The organism is Bradyrhizobium sp. 197 (assembly GCF_023073375.1).
Classification (GTDB): domain Bacteria; phylum Pseudomonadota; class Alphaproteobacteria; order Rhizobiales; family Xanthobacteraceae; genus Bradyrhizobium.
The window spans coordinates 188,369-206,994 of record NZ_JADPJJ010000100.1 but is presented as its reverse complement, the minus strand read 5'-3'; the positions used below and the strand labels follow the sequence as shown (position 1 = coordinate 206,994).

The window sequence follows — 18,626 nt, the reverse complement described above, 5'->3', positions numbered from 1 at the left end:
TCAGCGGGCGCTTGCTGCCCGCGCGGCCTTCAGTTTTGTAAAATCCTCGCCGGCATGATGCGACGAACGGGTGAGCGGGCTCGCCGAAACCATCAGGAAGCCCTTGGTGTAGGCGACCTTCTCGTAGGACGAAAACTCGTCCGGCGGCACGTAGCGCATCACGGCGTGATGCTTGCGGGTCGGCTGGAGATATTGCCCGATGGTCAGGAAATCGACGTCGGCGGAACGCAGATCGTCCATCACCTGCTGCACCTCGTGGCGCTCTTCCCCGAGGCCGACCATGATGCCGGACTTGGTGAAGATGGTGGGATCGAGCTCCTTGACCCGCTGCAGCAGCCGGATCGAATGGAAATAGCGCGCGCCGGGCCGTACCGTGAGATAGCACGACGGCACGGTCTCGAGATTGTGGTTGAACACATCGGGCTTCGCCGCGACGACGACCTCCAGCGCCCCCTCCTTGCGCAGGAAATCGGGCGTCAGGATCTCGATCGTGGTCGAGGGGCACGCGGCGCGGATCGCGCGGATGGTCTGGGCAAAATGCTCGGCGCCGCCATCAGTGAGATCGTCGCGGTCGACGGAGGTGATGACGACATGGGCAAGGCCGAGCTTGGCCACGGCCTCGCCGACGTTCTGCGGCTCGGTCGCGTCGAGCGCGTTCGGCATGCCGGTCTTGACGTTGCAGAAGGCGCACGCGCGGGTGCAGGTGTCACCCATGATCATGAAGGTCGCGTGCTTCTTGTCCCAGCACTCGCCGATATTCGGGCAGCCCGCTTCCTCGCACACCGTATGCAGGCCGTTGGCGCGTACGATGTTGCGGGTGTCGGCATAGCCACGGGTATTGGGCGCGCGCACGCGGATCCAGTCCGGCTTCGGCGGCGAAGCGGAATCGGGCCGGTTCACCTTTTCGGGGTGACGCGGGCGCAGCGGGTTCGAGATGGTATCGACAATAACGACCATGGGGTGTCCGGTCTGTTCAGGTCCTACCTAGTCGGTCTCGCCGGGCATCGCAACCCGGCTCGCCCTGCTTCAGGGAACATGGCAGATATGGGCATTATCCTGCTCTGTTCTCAGGCGATTCTCACCTCGAATGGCTCCAACCTCAAAAGCCTCTACACCTCGGCTCGGCAAGCCGCTGAAGCGCGCCTTCTTCGGCCGCAACGTCCGCGAGGTCGCGCACGACCTGATCGGTGCGACCATGCTGGTCGACGGCGTCGGCGGGATCATCATCGAGGTCGAGGCCTATCATCATACCGAGCCGGCGGCGCATTCCTACAGCGGACCGACGCCGCGGAACCAGGTGATGTTCGGCCCGCCCGGTTTTGCCTATGTCTACCGCTCCTACGGCATCCATTGGTGCGTGAACTTCGTCTGCGAGGACGAAGGCTCGGCCGCTGCCGTGCTGATCCGCGCGCTGGAGCCCACGCACGGCTTGGCGACGATGCGCCGCCGCCGCCATGCGGTCGATGTGCACGCGCTGTGCTCGGGCCCGGGCAAGCTGACCGAAGCGCTCGGCATCACCATCGCGCACAACGCCCTGCCGCTGGACCGTCCCCCGATCGCGTTGCATGCGCGGACGGAGGATTTGGAGGTGGTGGCCGGAATCCGGATCGGCATCACCAAGGCCGTCGAGCTGCCCTGGCGCTATGGCGTCAGGGGATCGAAGTTTCTGAGCAAGCCGTTCCCGAAATAGGGCTACGAGGCCAGCTTCAGCCGCTCCAGCGCCTCCAGCAGCTTGGCCCTGCGAGCGAGCGCGGCCTCACGCTTCTCGCGCTCTTCCTCGACGACTTCCTCGGCCGCGTTGGCGACGAACTTCTCGTTGGCCAGCTTGGACTCGGCGCGCTTGATGTCGGCGTCGGCTTTCGCGATCTCCTTGTCGAGGCGCGTACGCTCGGCGGCGACGTCGATCACGCCCTTGAGCGGCAGCGCGGCCACCTCGCCGCGCACCAGCAGCTGAACCGCGCCGTCGGGCGCGTGGTCGGCGAAGGAGATGTCGGACAGCCGCGCCATGCGCTTGATGACGTCGCTCCAGCGAGGCGCGCGATCCTTCGTCTCGGTCGAGGCGCCTGCGAGCACCAGTGCCGTCAGAGTCGCCGGCGCGATGTTCATCTCGGCGCGCACCGAACGGATCTGGGTGACGAGGTCGATCACCCAGCCGATCTCGGCCTCGGCCGCGGGATCGGTGAAGTCGGCATGGTCGAAGATCGGCAGCACCCAGGCCGGAGAGACGAGCGCATCGGTCGGCCCCGTCGTTGCCGCAAGCATCGCAAGCTGCTCCGGCGTCGGCGCGGACGGCTTCAGCGGCCATGGTGCCAGCGCGAGCAGACCGTCGCGCTTGGCCGTCACCTCCCACAACTCCTCGGTGATGAAGGGCATGAAGGGGTGCAGCAGTTTCAGGATCTCGTCGCGCGCCCATGCCACCATGGCGCGGGTCTCGGCCTTGGCAGGGCTGTCGGGACCGAGCAGCACGGGTTTTGCGAGCTCGACATACCAGTCGCAATAGACGTTCCAGACGAAGCGGTAGATGCTGCCTGCGGCATCGTTGAAGCGATAGGCCTCGATCGCCTCGGTCACCTCGCGCGTGGTGTGCGCGCTCTCATGCGCGATCCAGCGGTTCAGCGTCTCCTTGACCTTCGCCGGTTCGAAACCCTCGGGCACGGCGCAGTGGTTCATCTCCGCGAAGCGGGACGCATTCCAGAGCTTTGTCGCGAAATTGCGGTAGCCCTCGACACGGCTGGTGGCGAGCTTGATGTCGCGTCCCTGCGCGGCCATCGCGGCCAGCGTGAAGCGAAGCGCGTCCGCGCCATATTCGTCGATCAAATTGAGCGGATCGATGACGTTGCCCTTCGACTTCGACATCTTGGCGCCCTTCTCATCGCGGACGAGGGCGTGGATGTAGATCGTCGAGAACGGCACCTCCTTCATGAAGTGCAGGCCCATCATCATCATGCGGGCGACCCAGAAGAAGATGATGTCGAAGCCGGTCACCAGCACGTTGGTGGGATAGTAGCGCTGTACTTCCGGCGCGTCTTCGGGCCAGCCGAGCGTCGAGAACGGCCACAGCGCCGAGGAGAACCAGGTGTCGAGCACGTCCTCGTCGCGCGTGATGAAGCCGTCCCGCTTGTTGCGGTCGAGCGCCATCTCGCGGCCCTGCTCGACCGTGATGACTTCCTGCTCGACGTAATAGCCCAGCGCGTGGCTGACGGCCTCTTCCTCGGTCTCGGCGACAAACACCTTGCCGTCAGGGCCGTACCAGGCCGGGATCTGATGGCCCCACCACAACTGGCGCGAGATGCACCAGGGCTGGATGTTCTCCATCCATTCGAAATAGGTCTTTTCCCAGTTCTTCGGCACGAAGGTGGTTTCGCCCGAACGCACCGCCGCCATCGCGGGTTTTGCGAGTGTCTTGGCGTCGACGTACCATTGGTCGGTCAAGTACGGCTCGATCACGGTGCCGGAGCGATCGCCATGCGGCACCATGTTGGTGTGCGGCTCGATCCGCTCGACGAAGCCGAACGAGTCCAGCCGCTCGACGATGCGCTTGCGCGCAGCGAAGCGATCGACCTTGTGAAACTCTTCGGCGAAATGCGCGGCGCCTTCCGGCAGGTCGCGCAGATAATCCTCGTTGTCGAGGAGATCGAGGCAGCCTTCCTTGTCGAGCACGCTGATGCGGCGCAGACCGTGTCGATTGCCGACTTCAAAATCGTTGAAGTCATGCGCCGGCGTCACCTTGACCGCGCCCGAGCCCTTCTCCGGATCGGAATAGTCATCGGCTACAATCTGCACCTTGCGGCCGACCAGCGGCAGGACGATGTGCTTGCCGACGAGCTTCTGATAGCGCTCGTCGTCGGGATGCACGGCCACGCCGGTGTCGCCCAGCATGGTCTCCGGGCGCGTGGTGGCAACGACGATGAAGCTCGAGGGATCTTCGGGGCTGAAAATCTTGCCCTCGATCGGATAGCGCAGGTACCAGAGGCTGCCCTTGACCTCGGTCTGCTGCACTTCGAGATCGGAGATCGCGGTGAGCAGCTTGGTGTCCCAGTTCACCAGCCGCTTGTCCTTGTAGATCAGGCCATCGCGGTGCAGCTCGACGAACACCTTGACCACGGCCTTGGACAGGCCCTCGTCCATGGTGAAGCGTTCGCGCGACCAGTCGCAGGAGGCGCCGAGCCGCTTGAGCTGGTTGATGATGGTGTCGCCGCTCTCGGCCTTCCACTGCCAGACCCGCTCCAGAAACTTCTCGCGGCCGATCTCGCGGCGGCTGGGCTGCTGGCGCTCTATCAGCTGCCGTTCGACCACCATCTGGGTGGCGATGCCGGCATGATCGGTGCCGGGCTGCCACAGCACGTCACGGCCGCGCATGCGCTCGAAGCGGCACAGGATGTCCTGGAGCGTGTTGTTGAGGGCGTGGCCCATGTGCAGCGAGCCCGTCACGTTCGGCGGCGGGATCACGATGGTAAAGGGCACGGCGTCGCGGCGGTCGGGGCGGCCGGCCTTGAAGGCAAGGCTGTCCTCCCACACGACGGACATGCGGGCTTCGATATCGGCGGGTTGGTAATTTTTTTCGATCATGGGGCTGCTAGAAAGCCGCGCGCGGGGTCCAAGTCAACGGAAAGCTCAAAGGAAAGCCAGGCGGCAACAGGGCTTTCCGGTGCGGTCGGGAGACCGAATATGACGCACAAGCAGGGCTTTACGAGGGTCCTGCGGCCCGATCTACCTGCCGCCGCGCGATACCCGCTCGATTTCGGCCTTCACGATGCGTTCTACGAGACCGGGCAAATTGTCGTCGAGCCAGGACTTCAGCATCGGACGCAGCATCTCCTTGACCAGGTCCTCCAGCGTTCGCGCATTGCTGCTGAGCACTGTGTGGGCCAGGGAATTGAAGGCGGACTCGACTGCCGAGACCGTCGATTGGGCCAGGATCGGCTGTTGGGGCGGCACTGGCGGCGCATCGTAGTCCACGGGCGCATAGGAGGCCGGCGTTGGACGCGGCGGCGGCGATTCGGCGAATTCGAGGTCGTCGCGCGGCTCGACCTTGCGGAAGCTCGGCGGCGGCGGAGGCGGCGTCGGCTCCATCGCCATCGCCATCGCCATATCGTCGGTCAATTCCAGCACGTCGGGCTCAGGTTCGGGCTCCGGCTCGGGAGCGCGGATTTCTGGCGCAGCCGTGGCCGTGTCGAGGCCCGCCAGCAGCGCGTCGATATCGTCCTGATTGTTGGATGCATCCGCCGCGGCGGCGGCGGGGGGGGGGGCCGGTGCCGGCTTTGCGGCCGGAGGCGGTACGGGCTTCTCGGCCGCCGGTTTGGCCGGCGCGACCTTGGACGGCGGAATGTCGCTGATCGCCTGCGGCTTCGGCGGCGCGGCGGGGGCGGCAGCTTTCTCGGGCTTGGCGGCGTCAGCCGGCGGCGGCTTGGCCTCATCGTCGGCAATGATGCGCCGGATCGAGGCCAGAATCTCCTCCATCGAGGGTTCTGTGACCTTTGCAGGCTGCGTCATCTCCGACTCCACATCATCAACGCCCTCGCATGCGTTGTTTTACACCAAGCACGACAGGATTGGCCGGTTCCGGATGGGTGACCCGCCGTTTTCGACGCGGCAGCCCGACTTGTCCCCAGTTCACGGCTCAACGTGCAGCGGTGCGCCCCTGCCCTTGGCACTCAAGCTTTACGCACGCGACATCAGGTGCGGAGCGAATCGACCCGCATCGTCTTGGCAAGGCTATGTCAGGGGTTTTGATGATTGCAAGCAAAGCACCGGTCGGCCTCGACTGTTTGCGAGGCCGACCGGATGACTACGGGACTTTAGCGTCCGTCAGGCGTACGCACGCCGGCCCAGCTATCGCGAACCTGCTGGTAGTGCACGCTGGGATCGTAGACCGTGGTCGCAAGGCCAAGCACCTGAGGCGCGAGACGACCGACCGCGTTGAGCACCGAATAGGACGCCACCACGCGGTCATGCTGGGCAGTGACGAGCGCAACGCGCGCGTTCACAAGCGCCTGCTGTGCGTTGAGCACGTCGAGCGTGGTGCGCTGGCCGGCCTTGGCTTCCTCGCGCACACCGTTCAGCGCGATCTCGGAGGCCGTGACCTGCGCCTGCGCGGATTGCACCTGCGCCTTGCCCGCTTCCAACTGACCCCAGGCCTGCACAACGTTGGCGCGGGTTTGATCGCGGGTGGTTTCGAGATTCAGGCGCTGCTGCGCCAGGTTCTCTTTCGATTGTCGGATCAGCGAATATTCCGCGCCGCCCTGATAGATCGGGATGGAAGCGGTCGCAATGGCGGACGCGGTATTCGTTCGAAAAACCGACAGTGTCTGCTGGTACGCCGTACTGACACCAGCCTGGACCGTGACCGTCGGCAGCAGCGCACCCTCGTTGATCTTGACCTGGAGATAGTTGACGTCGATGCCGTACATCGCAGCCGTGACGCTGGGGTTCTCCACCAGGCTGAGATTGACCGCGGAGGCGATGCTCGCGGGCAGGAAGCGATCGACCGGCGAGCCCGGGGCAAGGTTCGTCGGATCGTTTCCGATGATCCGGCGGAAATTCGCGCGCGTCGTCGTGAGATTCGATTCGGCAGTCAGGGCTTGGGTCCTGCCGGCGGCCAGCTGCGCTTCGGATTGCGCCACGTCGGTGCGCGTCACCTCGCCGACATTGAAGCGATCGCGCGTCTGCTTGAGCGTCTGTTCGAGCACGCGAACGTTGCTGCGCTGAACCTCGAGAGTTGCCGAGTCACGCAGGAAGTCCATGTAGCTCGTGGCGGCCTGCAGCAGGACCGTCTGCTCGAGCACACGCAACGCCTCGCGGGACCCCGAGACCTGGCTCTCCGCCGCGCGCGTCCTGTTGGCAGTCTGATTGCCGTTGTAGAGCGTCTGGTTGACGGTCAGGCTGGCGCTGTTGGGCTGAAGGACGCCATTGATCGGCGGCACCCTCTGCAACTGTTGGATTTCCTGATATTGATATCCGGTGCCGAGGGTCACATTGACCTTGGGACGGTAACCTGACAGCGCCTGCGGCACGTTCTCGTCGGTCGAGCGCGCCTGGGCGCGCTGTGCGTTCAGCTGCGGATTGTTCTGATAGGCGCGCACCAGCGCAGCCTCGATCGTATCCGCCAAGGCGGGCGCCGGCCCGGCAAGCGCGAGCAACAGGACCGAAATCGCAGCTCCGGTGAAGAGCTTCACCCCATGCATCCAAAAATTCCGTTCATTCTAACGCCAAGCTCGTGCCCGCGAGCGTGGTTACCGTCTACGAGTGGAGTCGTTGCCCCGTCGCAACATAGGACGCGGTCAAGCGCGACGGAACTACCTGAGGGTGGTTCCCGGTGGAAACTCTTCACGTGCAGCATCCCGGCCACACTTCTGATTCAGAACGGGATTTTAACAGGCCAAAGCCTCCAAACGGCCGTCAGAAGACGAAGGCGGCGGCCCGTTCCAGCCCCGGAAGGACCGGGGCAGCGGCATCGAACAGCGCCCGATGGCCAAATTCCCCGTGGGTATGGGTCACGATCATGGCGCGCGGCGGCCTGGATTCGGCAGAGACCCCCAGCAGTCGCCCCCCCTCCTTGAGCTGCCCGAGCAGCCCTGCCGGCGCCACCTCGGTGGCGCCGTTGAGGACGATAACATCATAGGGAGCAGCAGCGGCATCGCCCTCGCTGCAGGCCGCAGCCTTGCAGGCGACGTTGGTAAGCCCGAGGGCGGCGAATGTGTCCTTGGCTTTCGCGGCCAAGGCCGAATCGCATTCCGTCGCGGTGACCTGGCGGGCGAGCTTGGCGGCCAGCGCGGCGAGGTAGCCCGTGGCGCAACCGACGACCAGAACGTTGTCACCCTCGCCGATCTCGGCGGCCTGGAGCAGCTTGCCGGTTAGCTGCGGCTTGATCAGGAAGCGCTTGGCGCCGCCCTCGCTGACGTCGAGATCGAGGTCGAGATAGGACAATGCCTGCCGGGCCACCGGCACGAAGGCCTCGCGCGGAATCATGAGCATGGCGTCGAGAACACGACGGTCGGTGACATCACTGGTGCGCACCTGGCCATCGACCATTTTTAGGCGCGCGGTGGAGAAACCGGACATTTGCGGACCCTGCAAGGCGGACGATGCCGCGGACGAAAGTTGCGGCATCTTTGGAACATGCCCGGCAAAAACGCAACATGGCCGTTGGCCCCGCAGACCGGGGCCTTCCGCAACTCGCAACGTCGAACGCGAGGCTTATTCGATCGTGACCGCGAGCCGGCCGATCAATGCGGCGACTTCGTCCAGCCGCGCCGAATCGTGTGTCTCGACCGCACGCGCCAGGCAGGCGAGGCATTCATCGTCGCTGAGTTCAGGGATGTCCGCCGGCAGAATCGAGGGAGCCATTTGGTAACGGTCGACCTGGATGTCTGGCATGGGAATCAGCTCCGTAAAAATCCGGCACTGGCGAAGCTCGGTTCCAATTGAGTCGATTTGGCGCCGCCCTGATGGCGCGTCCGTGCCATTGCACACATCTGATTGAACGTGATTCCGCGCGGAGATCGAGGAAATGGTGTTCAGAGATCGTCGCAACGCGATCACGAATCGCGCGAAGGCGCGGACATAACCCACTGAATTTGCGATGGAATGGCTCCCCGGGCAGGATTCGAACCTGCGACCATCCGATTAACAGTCGGATGCTCTACCGCTGAGCTACCGAGGAAAAGGGCGAACTCGTCGTTCGCGCGCGGCTGCGTATAACAAAGCCGCTTGCGCTTGCAAAGGACGAATTCGCTATCTTGCGCATTGCGGCGAGGAAGGGCACGCGGCCCCTCCTCGGGCCATGTCAGGTCAAGTTACTCGGCAACGAACGAGGTGGTCTTGGTGCCGGAATCGTAGCGCAGCCGAAGCGCGGTGAACTTGCAGAGGTTGACGTTCTTCCAGAGCACGGTCTCGTCATAGTTCTGCCAGTCGACGCGGACGTTCCAGACACAACCATCGTCGTCATCGTCGAACTCGACGTAGGTGCTCGCCTGGTTCTGCAAAACCTTGTCGAGCTCGTTGTCCCATTCGTCCATGCCATCGTCCGGGGCGTTGAAGCCCAGGAATTTAATGGCATAGCCGGTCTCGTTGACGACGGTGACGTTACGGGCGTCAGCCGCGAATGACGGCGCGGCGGCAATCGATAGACCGATCGCGATCAGTGCAGACAGAAAATACTTCATATAAAATTCCCCCGATCGAAACAGGGCTCCGGCGCCTGACGTCGATCGGCGCAGGCGCCGCGGCAACCAATGGCGTTGCCTTGAGGGATTGGTCCGAGGCGCAATCGAAAGGTTCAGACGCGATCTATCGATCCGCGCTCCGGCTCGTTACGCGACGCGAGACACGCAACGAGCCAGTTCTTATCGATTCGAATTCTCCGCAGCAATGAACCGGCATTCATAGATCGGCGGAGTTTGTTTTCTCCGGCGTGGGCGCCGGCACTGCGGCGCCGTTGCTCGTGACGATCGCGATATGCCCCTCTGGGCTACGCATCCCGCACGGGATGGCGAGACATGCAATTCCGAATTCGGGAGAACCAAATAATCTTGACGGCGGCAGCGATCTGCACGATCGGCGAATTATCCGGTGAGATCGTTTGACAAAGATATGACGAGCTGCAGACGCATCTACGCGCGGCATCTGCGGCACGCCGTTGCTCCACAGCCTATCCGCAGCATATCCACAGGCCGACTATGCTGGATTCGTGAGCGCGCGCGAGCCACTTGCTGCGCACAAACCCACAGGCCGCTCAGCCGCCGGCCTGGCCGAACACGGTGCGGCATGCTTCGCTCAGGCTGGCGCGGTTGCGGCGCAGGCAGGCTGTGATGGCGCGGACGTTGGGGATCTCGCCGGCGCAGAGCCGGTAGACGTCGGGCGTGCAGGCCCCGCCGTTGCTCCTGTGTTCCCTGGGCGTGCGCCGCAGAGGCAAACAGAGTCAGGAACAGGCCGAGCGTCGAGGCGCGATGCGCTCGGCTTTTCACGCCCGCAAACCGCAAGAACCTCGCCTTCATGACCAATCTCCCGTTCTGCCCTGCCCGCCCCGGCCTGAATTGGCCGGTTGCGCAGGGGTAGGAGAATTAAACCGCCGCGGATGTGATCTCCTTCACACTGACGGCGCTCGGCAGGAACCTAAGGTTCGCGCGGGGATTTTCATGAATCGCTAACCAATCGGGACCTGATCGCCGGATCGTTAAAATGCGAACGATCGGCTCAATCGGGAAACAAACCGTCTTTGCGACAGTGCGCCATCCGCGGTCCGGAGGGTGTGATGAGCGAAGCCGAATTCAACTTGCTGCTGGATTCCGTCCAGGACGCCATGGTCCATGAAGATCCGGCGTTCGCGTCGGAGGAGAATTTCGTGCCCCGCTCGTGGACATACGCCGCAACGCCCAAGGCCGCCAACGATAACGAGGGCGCCTGGCCTCTCCTGCCCTTTCCCGAGGGCTGGTACGCGGCCTGCTGAGGCCATCTTCACCGTGAACGGATGCGCCCGCGCTTAGCGGGCGTTTTGCTATGGTCCCTACGCCGACAACCCGGTGCGGCCGCGATTAGGTCTTGACGTGGTCCCCGTTGTCCTGCGGCGTCCGGTCGGCTGCGGCCGACGGAAAGATGCTGTCGTAGATCGCGCGGGCCTCGCGAATGAGGCGAGCCCGGGAAATGCATCACCTCGCTGATGCGAAGACTATGCCAGCGGGGCTGAATGGCGGATTTCCGCCAGGCCCCGGGCAAACCCGGTGTCCGCGGCCAGCGGCAGCGCCTGCGCGCGACCAATGGCGCCCGCGACGCAATCGAATATTTGCTGAAATATCAAGAGGTTGTGATGGAGGCCACGTCGGGACTCGAACCCGAGTAAACGGTTTTGCAGACCGGCGCGTAACCACTCCGCCACGTGGCCCCAACGAGGGCGGATCGTTACCTGAGATCAACGGGTTAGGCAACTGCCGTCGGGCCGCCTTGGAGCACAGTTCTGAAATGCCAATTCCGCAGCAGTTCTGAAATGCATGTGCGCGCTTCGTTCTTGCGCAGCCTGCGGCGGCGTGATTTGGCAGGGCGATGACCGACGATCTCTCCATGCGCCGGAACGTCATTGGCGGCGAAACCGCACCGGACGACTACGACGTAATCTGGGACGAGCTCACGATCGGCCGCATCTTCAAGCAGATCGGTGCCGGCACCGCCTTGATCAGACGGCCCGACGCCACGAAAATGTTTGAGCCTTCCTGAAGCGTCGTCGCAATCAGGGTCCAGACGATCAGGCCGACGGCGAAGGGCGGCAGAAAGCTCGTGACGTCCTGCTTGAACAGTGCCGCATAGACCGTACCGACGCTGGCAATGGTCGCCGCGAGCGTCAGCGTGATCCAGAGCGGGCCGATCACGGTGCGTCGATAGCGCAGCGAAATGTCCATCAGGGCGAGCGTGCCCCAACGATCGAACCGCGCCGCGTGGCCAAGAATCTCCTTCGCTGCAAGCTGAATTCGACGGCCCCTTCCGCTTCCGGCGTTCCGATGGTGCGACAGGATAGCAGGTCTCCTGCTGGCCGATCGTCTCTATCCGTCCGTCCCTCGCGGGGCAATCGACCGTACGAATGATCCAGGCCGAAGTCAGGCTCGCTTGCCTCGCCGGACACCGCGCCGCCGGTCCTTGGCCACCGGCTTTGGCGCCAATTCGGGCATCTCGGTCTGGACCTCGCGGTAGCGTGTTAACATCCGTTCAAAACTGGCATTGAGCGTCTCGGCGATGTCGGGGCGCTTCTCCAGACCGGAGAAGATCGTCGCGGCGGCCTCGATGGTCGACAGTCCGTCCTTCCGCGGCTCCTTGCGCAGGCGCCCGTAGCGCGAGGGGGCGGCCGGATTAAGGATGACACGCTGGCATTTCAGCATCCAGGGGTTGCGCCACCACAGTGCCTTGGCTTGGCTCCAGGTGCCGTCCAGCAGCACCACGCCTTCGAGCTTGCCGAGGAGCGCTCGCTGGTTGTCCGCGACCTCGCCCTTGCGGTTGAGCGCCAGGATTTCGCCCTCGGCCCCGAGATCGGCGGCGTGCGCCGACCCGAGATAGAGCACGGCCCAGTGCGAGGCGTTCTCGATCGGTTGCCCCAGCGCCTTGGACAGGCTCGGCCAGGACAGGCCGACGCGCAAGGTGGCATCGGCGAAATGCTTCGCAAGCAGCCGGGCGGTTCCGAGTGCCCTGTCCTGCTCCTGCGGATGCTGCAGGATCAGGAGCCCAAGGCGGTTCTTAAGCGGCGTGACGCTGTCGCAGATGCACAGCGGCATCGGCTTCTGGCAGTGCGGGCATTCAGGGATCGGATCGGCCGGCGTGGCGGCGGTGAGGTTCGACATGGCCGCCGCTATACGCTTTGCACGGCGGTTCAACAACCTGCCTATTCAGCCGGCGCGGCCAGCGGGCGCGGCTCGGAGCGCCGGCGCAGGCGGTCGATCAGCAGGTAGATCACGGGCGTGGTGTAGAGTGTCAGGATTTGGGAGACGAACAGCCCGCCGATGATGGTGATGCCAAGCGGACGGCGCAGCTCCGTGCCGGGGCCGGTCGCGACCACCAGCGGAATGCCGGCAAACAATGCCGCCATGGTCGTCATCAGGATCGGGCGGAAGCGCGCCTGGCAGGCCTCGAAGATCGCCTCCGCCGAGGACAGGCCGCGCTGGCGCTCGGCGTCGAGCGCGAAATCCACCATCATGATGCCGTTCTTCTTGACGATGCCGATCAACAGGATGATGCCGACGAAAGCGATCACCGTCAGCGGCGTATTCGTGATCTGAAGTGCAAGAAGAGCGCCGAGGCCCGCCGAGGGCAGCGTCGAGATGATCGTGAGCGGATGGGCGAGGCTCTCGTAGAGCACGCCGAGCACGATATACATCGCCACCAGCGCGCCGAGGATCAGGAGCGGCTGGCGGCCGCTGGTCTTGGCGAAATCGCCGGCATTGCCGTCAAAACTGCCGCGGATGCCCTCCGGCATGTGCAATTCCTCGACCGCGCGCTGGATGTTTTGCGTTGCGGCCTGGATCTGCACGTCCGGCAGCAGGTTGAACGACACCGTGGTCGATGGGAACGACTGCGAATGATAGACCGCGAGCGCGGCGAGCCCGCGCGTCGCATGCACCACGGCCGACAGCGGCACCTGCGCATCGCCCGCGCCGGCGACATAGATGCGTTCGAGGTTGGACGGGTCGACCTGGAATTTCGGATCGATCTCCAGCACGGTCATGTACTGGTTGCGCTGGGTGTAGATAATCCCGATCTGCCGCTGCGAGAAGGCGTTGTTGAGCGCGTTGTCGATGTCCTGGACACGGACGCCGAGCGCCGAGGCCTTCTGGCGGTCGATGGACAGGGTCAGTTGAAGTCCACCGGGATCGCGGTCGCTGGAGATATCGGTGATGCCCTCCACGCTCTCCATGCGCTTGGCCACAATGGGAGCCCACTTCTGCAACAGGCCGAGATCGGTGCTGGTCAGCGTGTACTGATAGTCGGAATCGCTCTGTCGGCCGCCGGCGCGCACGTCCTGGGCGGCGAACATGAAGAGGCGGATGCCGGGCACCGGGTACAGGGCGCGTCTGAGACGGTCGATCACCACCTGGGTCGAGACGTGGTCGCGCTCCTCCGGCGGCTTCAGGCTGATGTACATGATGCCGCGATTGGACGTCGCGCCGCCCGGCCCGCCGCCGCTGCCGACGGTCGAGCCGATGCCGGCCACGGCCGGGTCCTGCATCACGATGTCGGCGAGCCGCTGCTGCAGGCTCAGCATCGACTGGAACGAGATGTCTGCCGAGGCGCGCGTCGCGCCGATGACGAAGCCGGAATCATCGGTCGGGAAATAGCCCTTGGGGATCTTGATGTAGAGCGTGATTGTGAGGCCGATGGTGGCGAAGAACACCAGCAGCGTCAGCAGCGGATATTCGAGAACAGTGCGCAGGGTGCGGGTATAGAACGCGACGATGCGCGACAGCGAACCTTCGATGATGCGGTCGAACAGGGTCGCCGTCCCGGACATGGCCTCTCGAATGTAATGCGCGCAGATCATCGGCGTCACCGTGAGCGACACCAGGGTCGAGACCAGGATCGCGAAGGTCAGCGTCAGCGAGAACTCGCGCAGCAGCCGGCCCACGATGCCGTCCATGAAGATCAGCGGCGTGAAGGCTGCGATCAGCGACAGGCTGATCGACACAACGGTGAAGCCGATCTGCCGGGCCCCGTCCAATGCCGCCTGGAGCGGCCGCATGCCGTGCTCGAGATTGCGGTACATGTTCTCGATCATGACGATTGCGTCATCGACCACGAAGCCGACGGAGATCGCCAGCGCCATCAGCGACAGATTGTCGATCGAGAAGCCCGCGACCCACATGCCGGCGCAGGTCCCGGCCAGCGCCAGCGGCACGGAGATTCCAGCCGCGATCGTCGGCGTCAGCCGCCGCAGGAACACGAACACGACGACCATCACCAGGATGGCGGTCGCGAGCAAGGTCCACTGCATGTCGAGCACGCTGGCGCGGATCGTGCTGGTGCGATCGACCAAAGTGGAAATATCGACGCCGGCCGGGATCCATTGCTTCAATTCGGGGATCAGCGCCTTCACCCGGTCGACGGTGTCGATGACGTTGGCATCGCCCTGCTTGGTGATCTGGATCAGCACCGCCGGCTGCTTGTTGAACCAGGCGATCGAGCGGGCGTTGCGGACGCCGTCCTCGATGTCGGCGACGTCGGCCAGCCGGACGAAATTGCCGTTCGAGCTCTTGATGACGATGTCGCGGAACTCTTTCGCCGTCCGCATCTGCTTGTTGAGCGACAGCGTTTCGCTCTGGCGCTCGCCGTTGAAGATGCCGACGGGACCGAGCGGGTTGGCATTGATGATCGCGGTCCGCACGTCGTCGGTGGCGATGCCGGCGTTGGACAGCGCGACGGGGTTGAGCTGCACCCGCACTGCCGGCTGATCGGCGCCGGAAACCGTGACGTCGCCGACGCCCGGCACCTGCGAGATGCGCTGCGCCAGCACCGTATCGGCGACGTCGTAGATCGCGCTCGCCGACAGCGTCTTCGAGGTCAGCGCCAGCACGAACACGGGGGCGCCGGCGGTGTTGGCCTTGCGGAAGCGCGGCAACGTCGGCAAATCGCTCGGCAGATCGACCAGCGATGCGTTGATCGCCGCCTGCACGTCGCGCGCGGCCTTGTCGATGTTGCGGCCGATATCGAACTGGAGCTGGATGTTGGTGGTGCCGAGCGACGACGTCGAAGTGATCTGGTTGATGCCCGCGATCTCGCCTAGCCGGCGCTCAAGCGGCGACGCAACTGTCGCGGCCATCACGGAGGGGTCGGCGCCCGGACGGCTGGCCGAGACGAAGACGGCGGGGAAATCGACATTCGGGACCGAGGCGACGGGAAGGAACTCGTAGGCGACCCCACCCAGCAGGAACAACCCAATCGATAGCAGCGTGGTCGCGACCGGGCGGCGGATGAAGGGCTCCGAGATCGATGCCATCACTGCATCCCCTCGGTCGCGCCCGCGACGGGCGGGCCGCCGGATTCCGCCGGCGGCAGCGCCTGCTCGAGGCGGCGGTTGATGCGGTCGAGCGCGAGGTAGATCACCGGCGTGGTGTAGAGCGTGAGCAACTGGCTCAGCAGCAAACCGCCGATGATGGAGATACCGAGCGGAAAGCGCAGCTCGGCGCCGGTGCCGCTCTCGATCGCCAGCGGCAGCGCGCCGAACAGCGCGGCCAGCGTCGTCATCATGATCGGGCGGAAGCGCAGCAAGCAAGCCTGCACGATCGCCTCATGCGGCGGCATGCCTTGGTTGCGCTCCGCTTCCAGAGCGAAGTCGATCATCATGATCGCGTTCTTCTTGACGATGCCCATCAACAGGATGATGCCGATCAGGCCTATCACCGAGAGGTCCTGCCCGCACAGCATCAGCGCCAGGATCGCGCCGACGCCGGCTGACGGCAGCGTGGACAGGATCGTGATCGGGTGGATGTAGCTCTCATAGAGCACGCCGAGCACGATGTAGATCGTGATCACCGCGGCGAGCAGCAGCCAGGGCTGGCCGGCAAGCGCCTTGGAGAATTCCGCGGCGTCGCCGGCATAGACGCCGACGATGCTGTTGGGCATCTCGATCCGGGTCTCGATGGTCTTCACGGCCTCGACGGCATCGCCGAGCGCCGCGCCCGGCGCGAGGTTGAAGCTGAGCGAGATCGACGGGAATTGCGCCTGGTGCGAGATCGCCAGCGGTGCGGTGGTCCGGGTCAGCGTCGCGACGGCGGACAGCGGCACCTGCGCGTTGGGCGCGCCGGCGGTCGCGCTCGCCCCGCCCGGCAGATAAAGCTTCGATAGGATCGAGGGATCGCGCTGATACATCGGCAGCGCTTCCAATACCACGCGGTACTGGTTGGCCTGGCCGTAGATGGTCGAGATCTGGCGCTGCGCGAAGGCGTCGTTGAGCGTGTCGGTGATGCCCTGCAGGCTGACGCCAAGCTGGCCGGCCCGGGTGCGGTCGACAGTGAGCTGCGCCCGCAATCCGCCTTCCTGCGCCTCCGAGGAGACGTCGCGGAACAGCGGATCGCGCCGCATCTCGGCGACCAGCTTGCGCGCCCATTCCGACACCAGCGCCGCGTCGGTGCCGGTCAGCGTGTACTGGTATTGCGAGCGGCTCGACTGGGTCGAGATCTGCACGTCCTGCACCGGCTGGAAATAGACGGTCATGCCGGGGATGCCTGATACCGTCTCCTTCAGCCGGGCGATAACCGCGCTGACATCGTCGCGCCGCTCGCCACGAGGTTTCAGCGTCATGACAAGTCGCCCGACATTGGTGGTCGGGTTGACCGAGCCGGCGCCAATGACCGAGACCACGCCGGTCACATCAGGGTCGGCCTTGATGGCGTCGGCGGCCTCGCCCTGCCGCTTCTGCATCTCCGCGAACGACACGTCGGCACCGGCTTCCGTCACCGCCGTGATCGAGGCGGTGTCCTGCAGCGGCAAAAAGCCCTTCGGCGCGACGACGTAGAGAACCAGGGTTGCCACCAGCGTAGCAAAAGTCACGACCAGCGTAGCGCGCTGACGTTCCAGCACCCACAGCAGCGTCCGGTGATAACCCTCGACGGCCCGGTCGATGAAGCGGCTGATCGCAGCCAGTCCCGGTACCGCCAGTTCCTCATGAGCGTGCTTGAGCAGCCGCGAGCACATCATCGGCGTCAGCGTCAGCGAGACCACGGCCGAGGTCACGACCGCGATCGTCAGCGTCAGCGCGAATTCGCGGAACATGCGACCCACAAGGCCTGACATGAACAACAGCGGGATGAACACCGCGATCAACGACACCGTCAGCGAGATCACGGTGAAGCCGATTTCGCTGGCGCCCTTGAGCGAAGCCTCCATCGCGCCGTCGCCGTTCTCCATGTGACGGACGATGTTCTCGATCATCACGATGGCATCGTCGACGACGAAGCCGGTGCCGATCGTGAGCGCCATCAGCGACAGATTGTCGAGGCTGAAGCCGGCGAAATACATGATGCCGAAGCTGGTGATCAGCGACAGCGGCAGCGCTACGCCGGCGATCAGCGTGGCGCGTAGCGAGCGCAGGAACAGCAGCACCACCAGCGTCACCAGCACGACGCTCAGGATCAACGTGAACTGCACGTCGCGGACCGAGGCACGGATGGTGACGGTGCGGTCGGAGACGATGGTGAGGTTCACCCCGGCCGGAATAGCGCGCTGGACCTTTGGGATTTCCGCGCGGATCTGGCTGACGACGTCGATCACATTGGCGCCGGGCTGACGCTGGATGTCGATGATGACGGCAGGCGAACCCTGGTACCAGCCGCCGGTGCGGTCGTTTTCCAGCCCGTCGACGATCTGCGCGACGTCGGCGATGGTGACAGGCGAGCCGTTGCGGTACGCGATGATCACAGGCTTGTAGGCGTCGGCGGCGGCGATCTGGTCGTTGGCGGCGATGATGTAGGATTGCTGTGCGCCGTCGAGCGAGCCTTTCGGCCCCGAGACGTTGGCATTGGCGATCGCGGTGCGCAGATCCTCCATGGCGATGCCATAGGCAGCCAACCGCGCCAGATCCGCCTGGATGCGAACCGCCGGCTTCAGCCCGCCGAGCACCGAGACCCGTCCGACGCCGGAGATCTGGCTCAAACGTTGCGCCAAAAGCGTGTCGGCGATGTCGCTCATCGCCCGCATCGAGATCGTGTCGGAGCGAAGCGCCAAAGTCATCACCGGCGCATCGGCCGGATTCACCTTGGCGTAGGTCGGCGGATAAGGCAGCGTTTTTGGCAAGACGCCGGCCGCGGCATTGATCGCGGCCTGGACATCCTGGGTCGCGCCGTCGATGTCGCGGTTGAGATCGAACTGGAGCGATATCTGGCTGACGCCGAACGAACTCGTCGAGTTCATCGCCGACAGCGACGGGATCTGGCCGAGCTGCCGCTCCAGCGGCGCGGTGATCAGCGAGGCAATCACGTCGGGGCTCGCGCCGGGCAATTGCGTCGTCACCTGCACGGTTGGGAAATCGACCTGCGGCAACGCAGAGACCGGCAGCGCGAAATAGCCCAGCAGCCCGCCGATCAGAAGCGCGATGCCGAGCAGCGAGGTCGCGATCGGCCGTCGGATGAAGGGTTCGGAGACGCCCATGGGATACGCCT

The 18,626-nt window shown here is 64.6% G+C and carries 15 protein-coding genes and 2 tRNA genes; 3 read left to right on the top strand and 14 right to left on the bottom strand.

Annotated elements, in window-relative coordinates:
* Positions 1-957 (bottom strand): lipoyl synthase, encoded by a 957-nt coding sequence (gene lipA, locus IVB27_RS24205; protein WP_247353408.1) that lies wholly within the window; start codon positions 955-957, stop codon positions 1-3.
* Between the two features lie 130 nt (positions 958-1,087).
* On the opposite strand from lipA, the gene IVB27_RS24200 reads away from it, so the two are divergent.
* A complete protein-coding gene (locus IVB27_RS24200) occupies positions 1,088-1,690 on the top strand; it encodes a DNA-3-methyladenine glycosylase (protein WP_247353410.1) in 603 nt (200 codons plus the stop codon).
* Positions 1,691-1,692: 2 nt separating this feature from the next.
* On the opposite strand, the gene IVB27_RS24195 is transcribed toward IVB27_RS24200, so the two are convergent.
* From IVB27_RS24195 to IVB27_RS24160, 8 genes are all read right to left on the bottom strand, one after another.
* The gene (locus tag IVB27_RS24195) at positions 1,693-4,569 is read right to left on the bottom strand and encodes a valine--tRNA ligase (RefSeq protein WP_247445687.1); all 2,877 of its coding nucleotides are present in this window, start codon (positions 4,567-4,569) and stop codon (positions 1,693-1,695) included.
* Positions 4,570-4,710: 141 nt separating this feature from the next.
* The gene (locus IVB27_RS24190) at positions 4,711-5,493 is read right to left on the bottom strand and encodes a PopZ family protein (RefSeq protein ID WP_247445686.1); all 783 of its coding nucleotides are present in this window, start codon (positions 5,491-5,493) and stop codon (positions 4,711-4,713) included.
* Positions 5,494-5,798: 305 nt separating this feature from the next.
* Positions 5,799-7,184 carry a TolC family outer membrane protein gene (locus IVB27_RS24185; protein WP_247353416.1) on the bottom strand — a complete coding sequence of 462 codons (1,386 nt, stop codon included), beginning with the start codon at positions 7,182-7,184 and terminating at the stop codon, positions 5,799-5,801.
* A 214-nt stretch (positions 7,185-7,398) separates the two neighbouring features.
* On the bottom strand, positions 7,399-8,061 hold the full coding sequence (locus IVB27_RS24180; protein ID WP_247445685.1) for a protein-L-isoaspartate O-methyltransferase family protein: 663 nt from the start codon (positions 8,059-8,061) through the stop codon (positions 7,399-7,401).
* 135 nt (positions 8,062-8,196) lie between these two features.
* Positions 8,197-8,376: a hypothetical protein gene (locus IVB27_RS24175; RefSeq protein ID WP_247353419.1), complete on the bottom strand. Its 180-nt coding sequence runs from the start codon at positions 8,374-8,376 to the stop codon at positions 8,197-8,199.
* Between the two features lie 211 nt (positions 8,377-8,587).
* A tRNA-Asn gene (locus IVB27_RS24170) sits at positions 8,588-8,662 on the bottom strand.
* 133 nt (positions 8,663-8,795) lie between these two features.
* A complete protein-coding gene (locus IVB27_RS24165) occupies positions 8,796-9,164 on the bottom strand; it encodes a hypothetical protein (RefSeq protein WP_247445684.1) in 369 nt (122 codons plus the stop codon).
* A gap of 569 nt (positions 9,165-9,733) precedes the next feature.
* Positions 9,734-9,913 (bottom strand): hypothetical protein, encoded by a 180-nt coding sequence (locus IVB27_RS24160; RefSeq protein ID WP_247445683.1) that lies wholly within the window; start codon positions 9,911-9,913, stop codon positions 9,734-9,736.
* 339 nt (positions 9,914-10,252) lie between these two features.
* Between IVB27_RS24160 and IVB27_RS24155 the strand changes: the two genes are divergently transcribed.
* Positions 10,253-10,447 (top strand): hypothetical protein, encoded by a 195-nt coding sequence (locus IVB27_RS24155; RefSeq protein WP_247445682.1) that lies wholly within the window; start codon positions 10,253-10,255, stop codon positions 10,445-10,447.
* A 237-nt stretch (positions 10,448-10,684) separates the two neighbouring features.
* Positions 10,685-10,837, top strand: a complete 153-nt coding sequence (locus IVB27_RS24150) for a hypothetical protein (RefSeq protein WP_247445681.1) — start codon at positions 10,685-10,687, stop codon at positions 10,835-10,837.
* Here IVB27_RS24150 and IVB27_RS24145 read toward each other — a convergent pair.
* The 5 genes from IVB27_RS24145 to IVB27_RS24125 all read right to left on the bottom strand — a co-directional run bounded on the left by IVB27_RS24145 (position 10,806) and on the right by IVB27_RS24125 (position 18,615).
* Positions 10,806-10,879 (bottom strand) — tRNA-Cys (locus tag IVB27_RS24145). The two genes, IVB27_RS24150 and IVB27_RS24145, sit on opposite strands and share 32 nt — an antisense overlap.
* Positions 10,880-11,096: 217 nt before the next feature.
* Positions 11,097-11,390 carry a hypothetical protein gene (locus IVB27_RS24140; RefSeq protein WP_247445680.1) on the bottom strand — a complete coding sequence of 98 codons (294 nt, stop codon included), beginning with the start codon at positions 11,388-11,390 and terminating at the stop codon, positions 11,097-11,099.
* Positions 11,391-11,585: 195 nt separating this feature from the next.
* Complete coding sequence (locus IVB27_RS24135; RefSeq protein WP_247445679.1) at positions 11,586-12,320, bottom strand: tRNA-uridine aminocarboxypropyltransferase; 735 nt, start codon at positions 12,318-12,320, stop codon at positions 11,586-11,588.
* A gap of 41 nt (positions 12,321-12,361) precedes the next feature.
* Positions 12,362-15,466: an efflux RND transporter permease subunit gene (locus IVB27_RS24130; protein ID WP_247445678.1), complete on the bottom strand. Its 3,105-nt coding sequence runs from the start codon at positions 15,464-15,466 to the stop codon at positions 12,362-12,364.
* On the bottom strand, positions 15,466-18,615 hold the full coding sequence (locus tag IVB27_RS24125) for an efflux RND transporter permease subunit (RefSeq protein ID WP_247445677.1): 3,150 nt from the start codon (positions 18,613-18,615) through the stop codon (positions 15,466-15,468). Before IVB27_RS24125 ends, IVB27_RS24130 begins: the two co-directional genes overlap by 1 nt.
* Between the last annotated feature and the right edge of the window lie 11 nt (positions 18,616-18,626).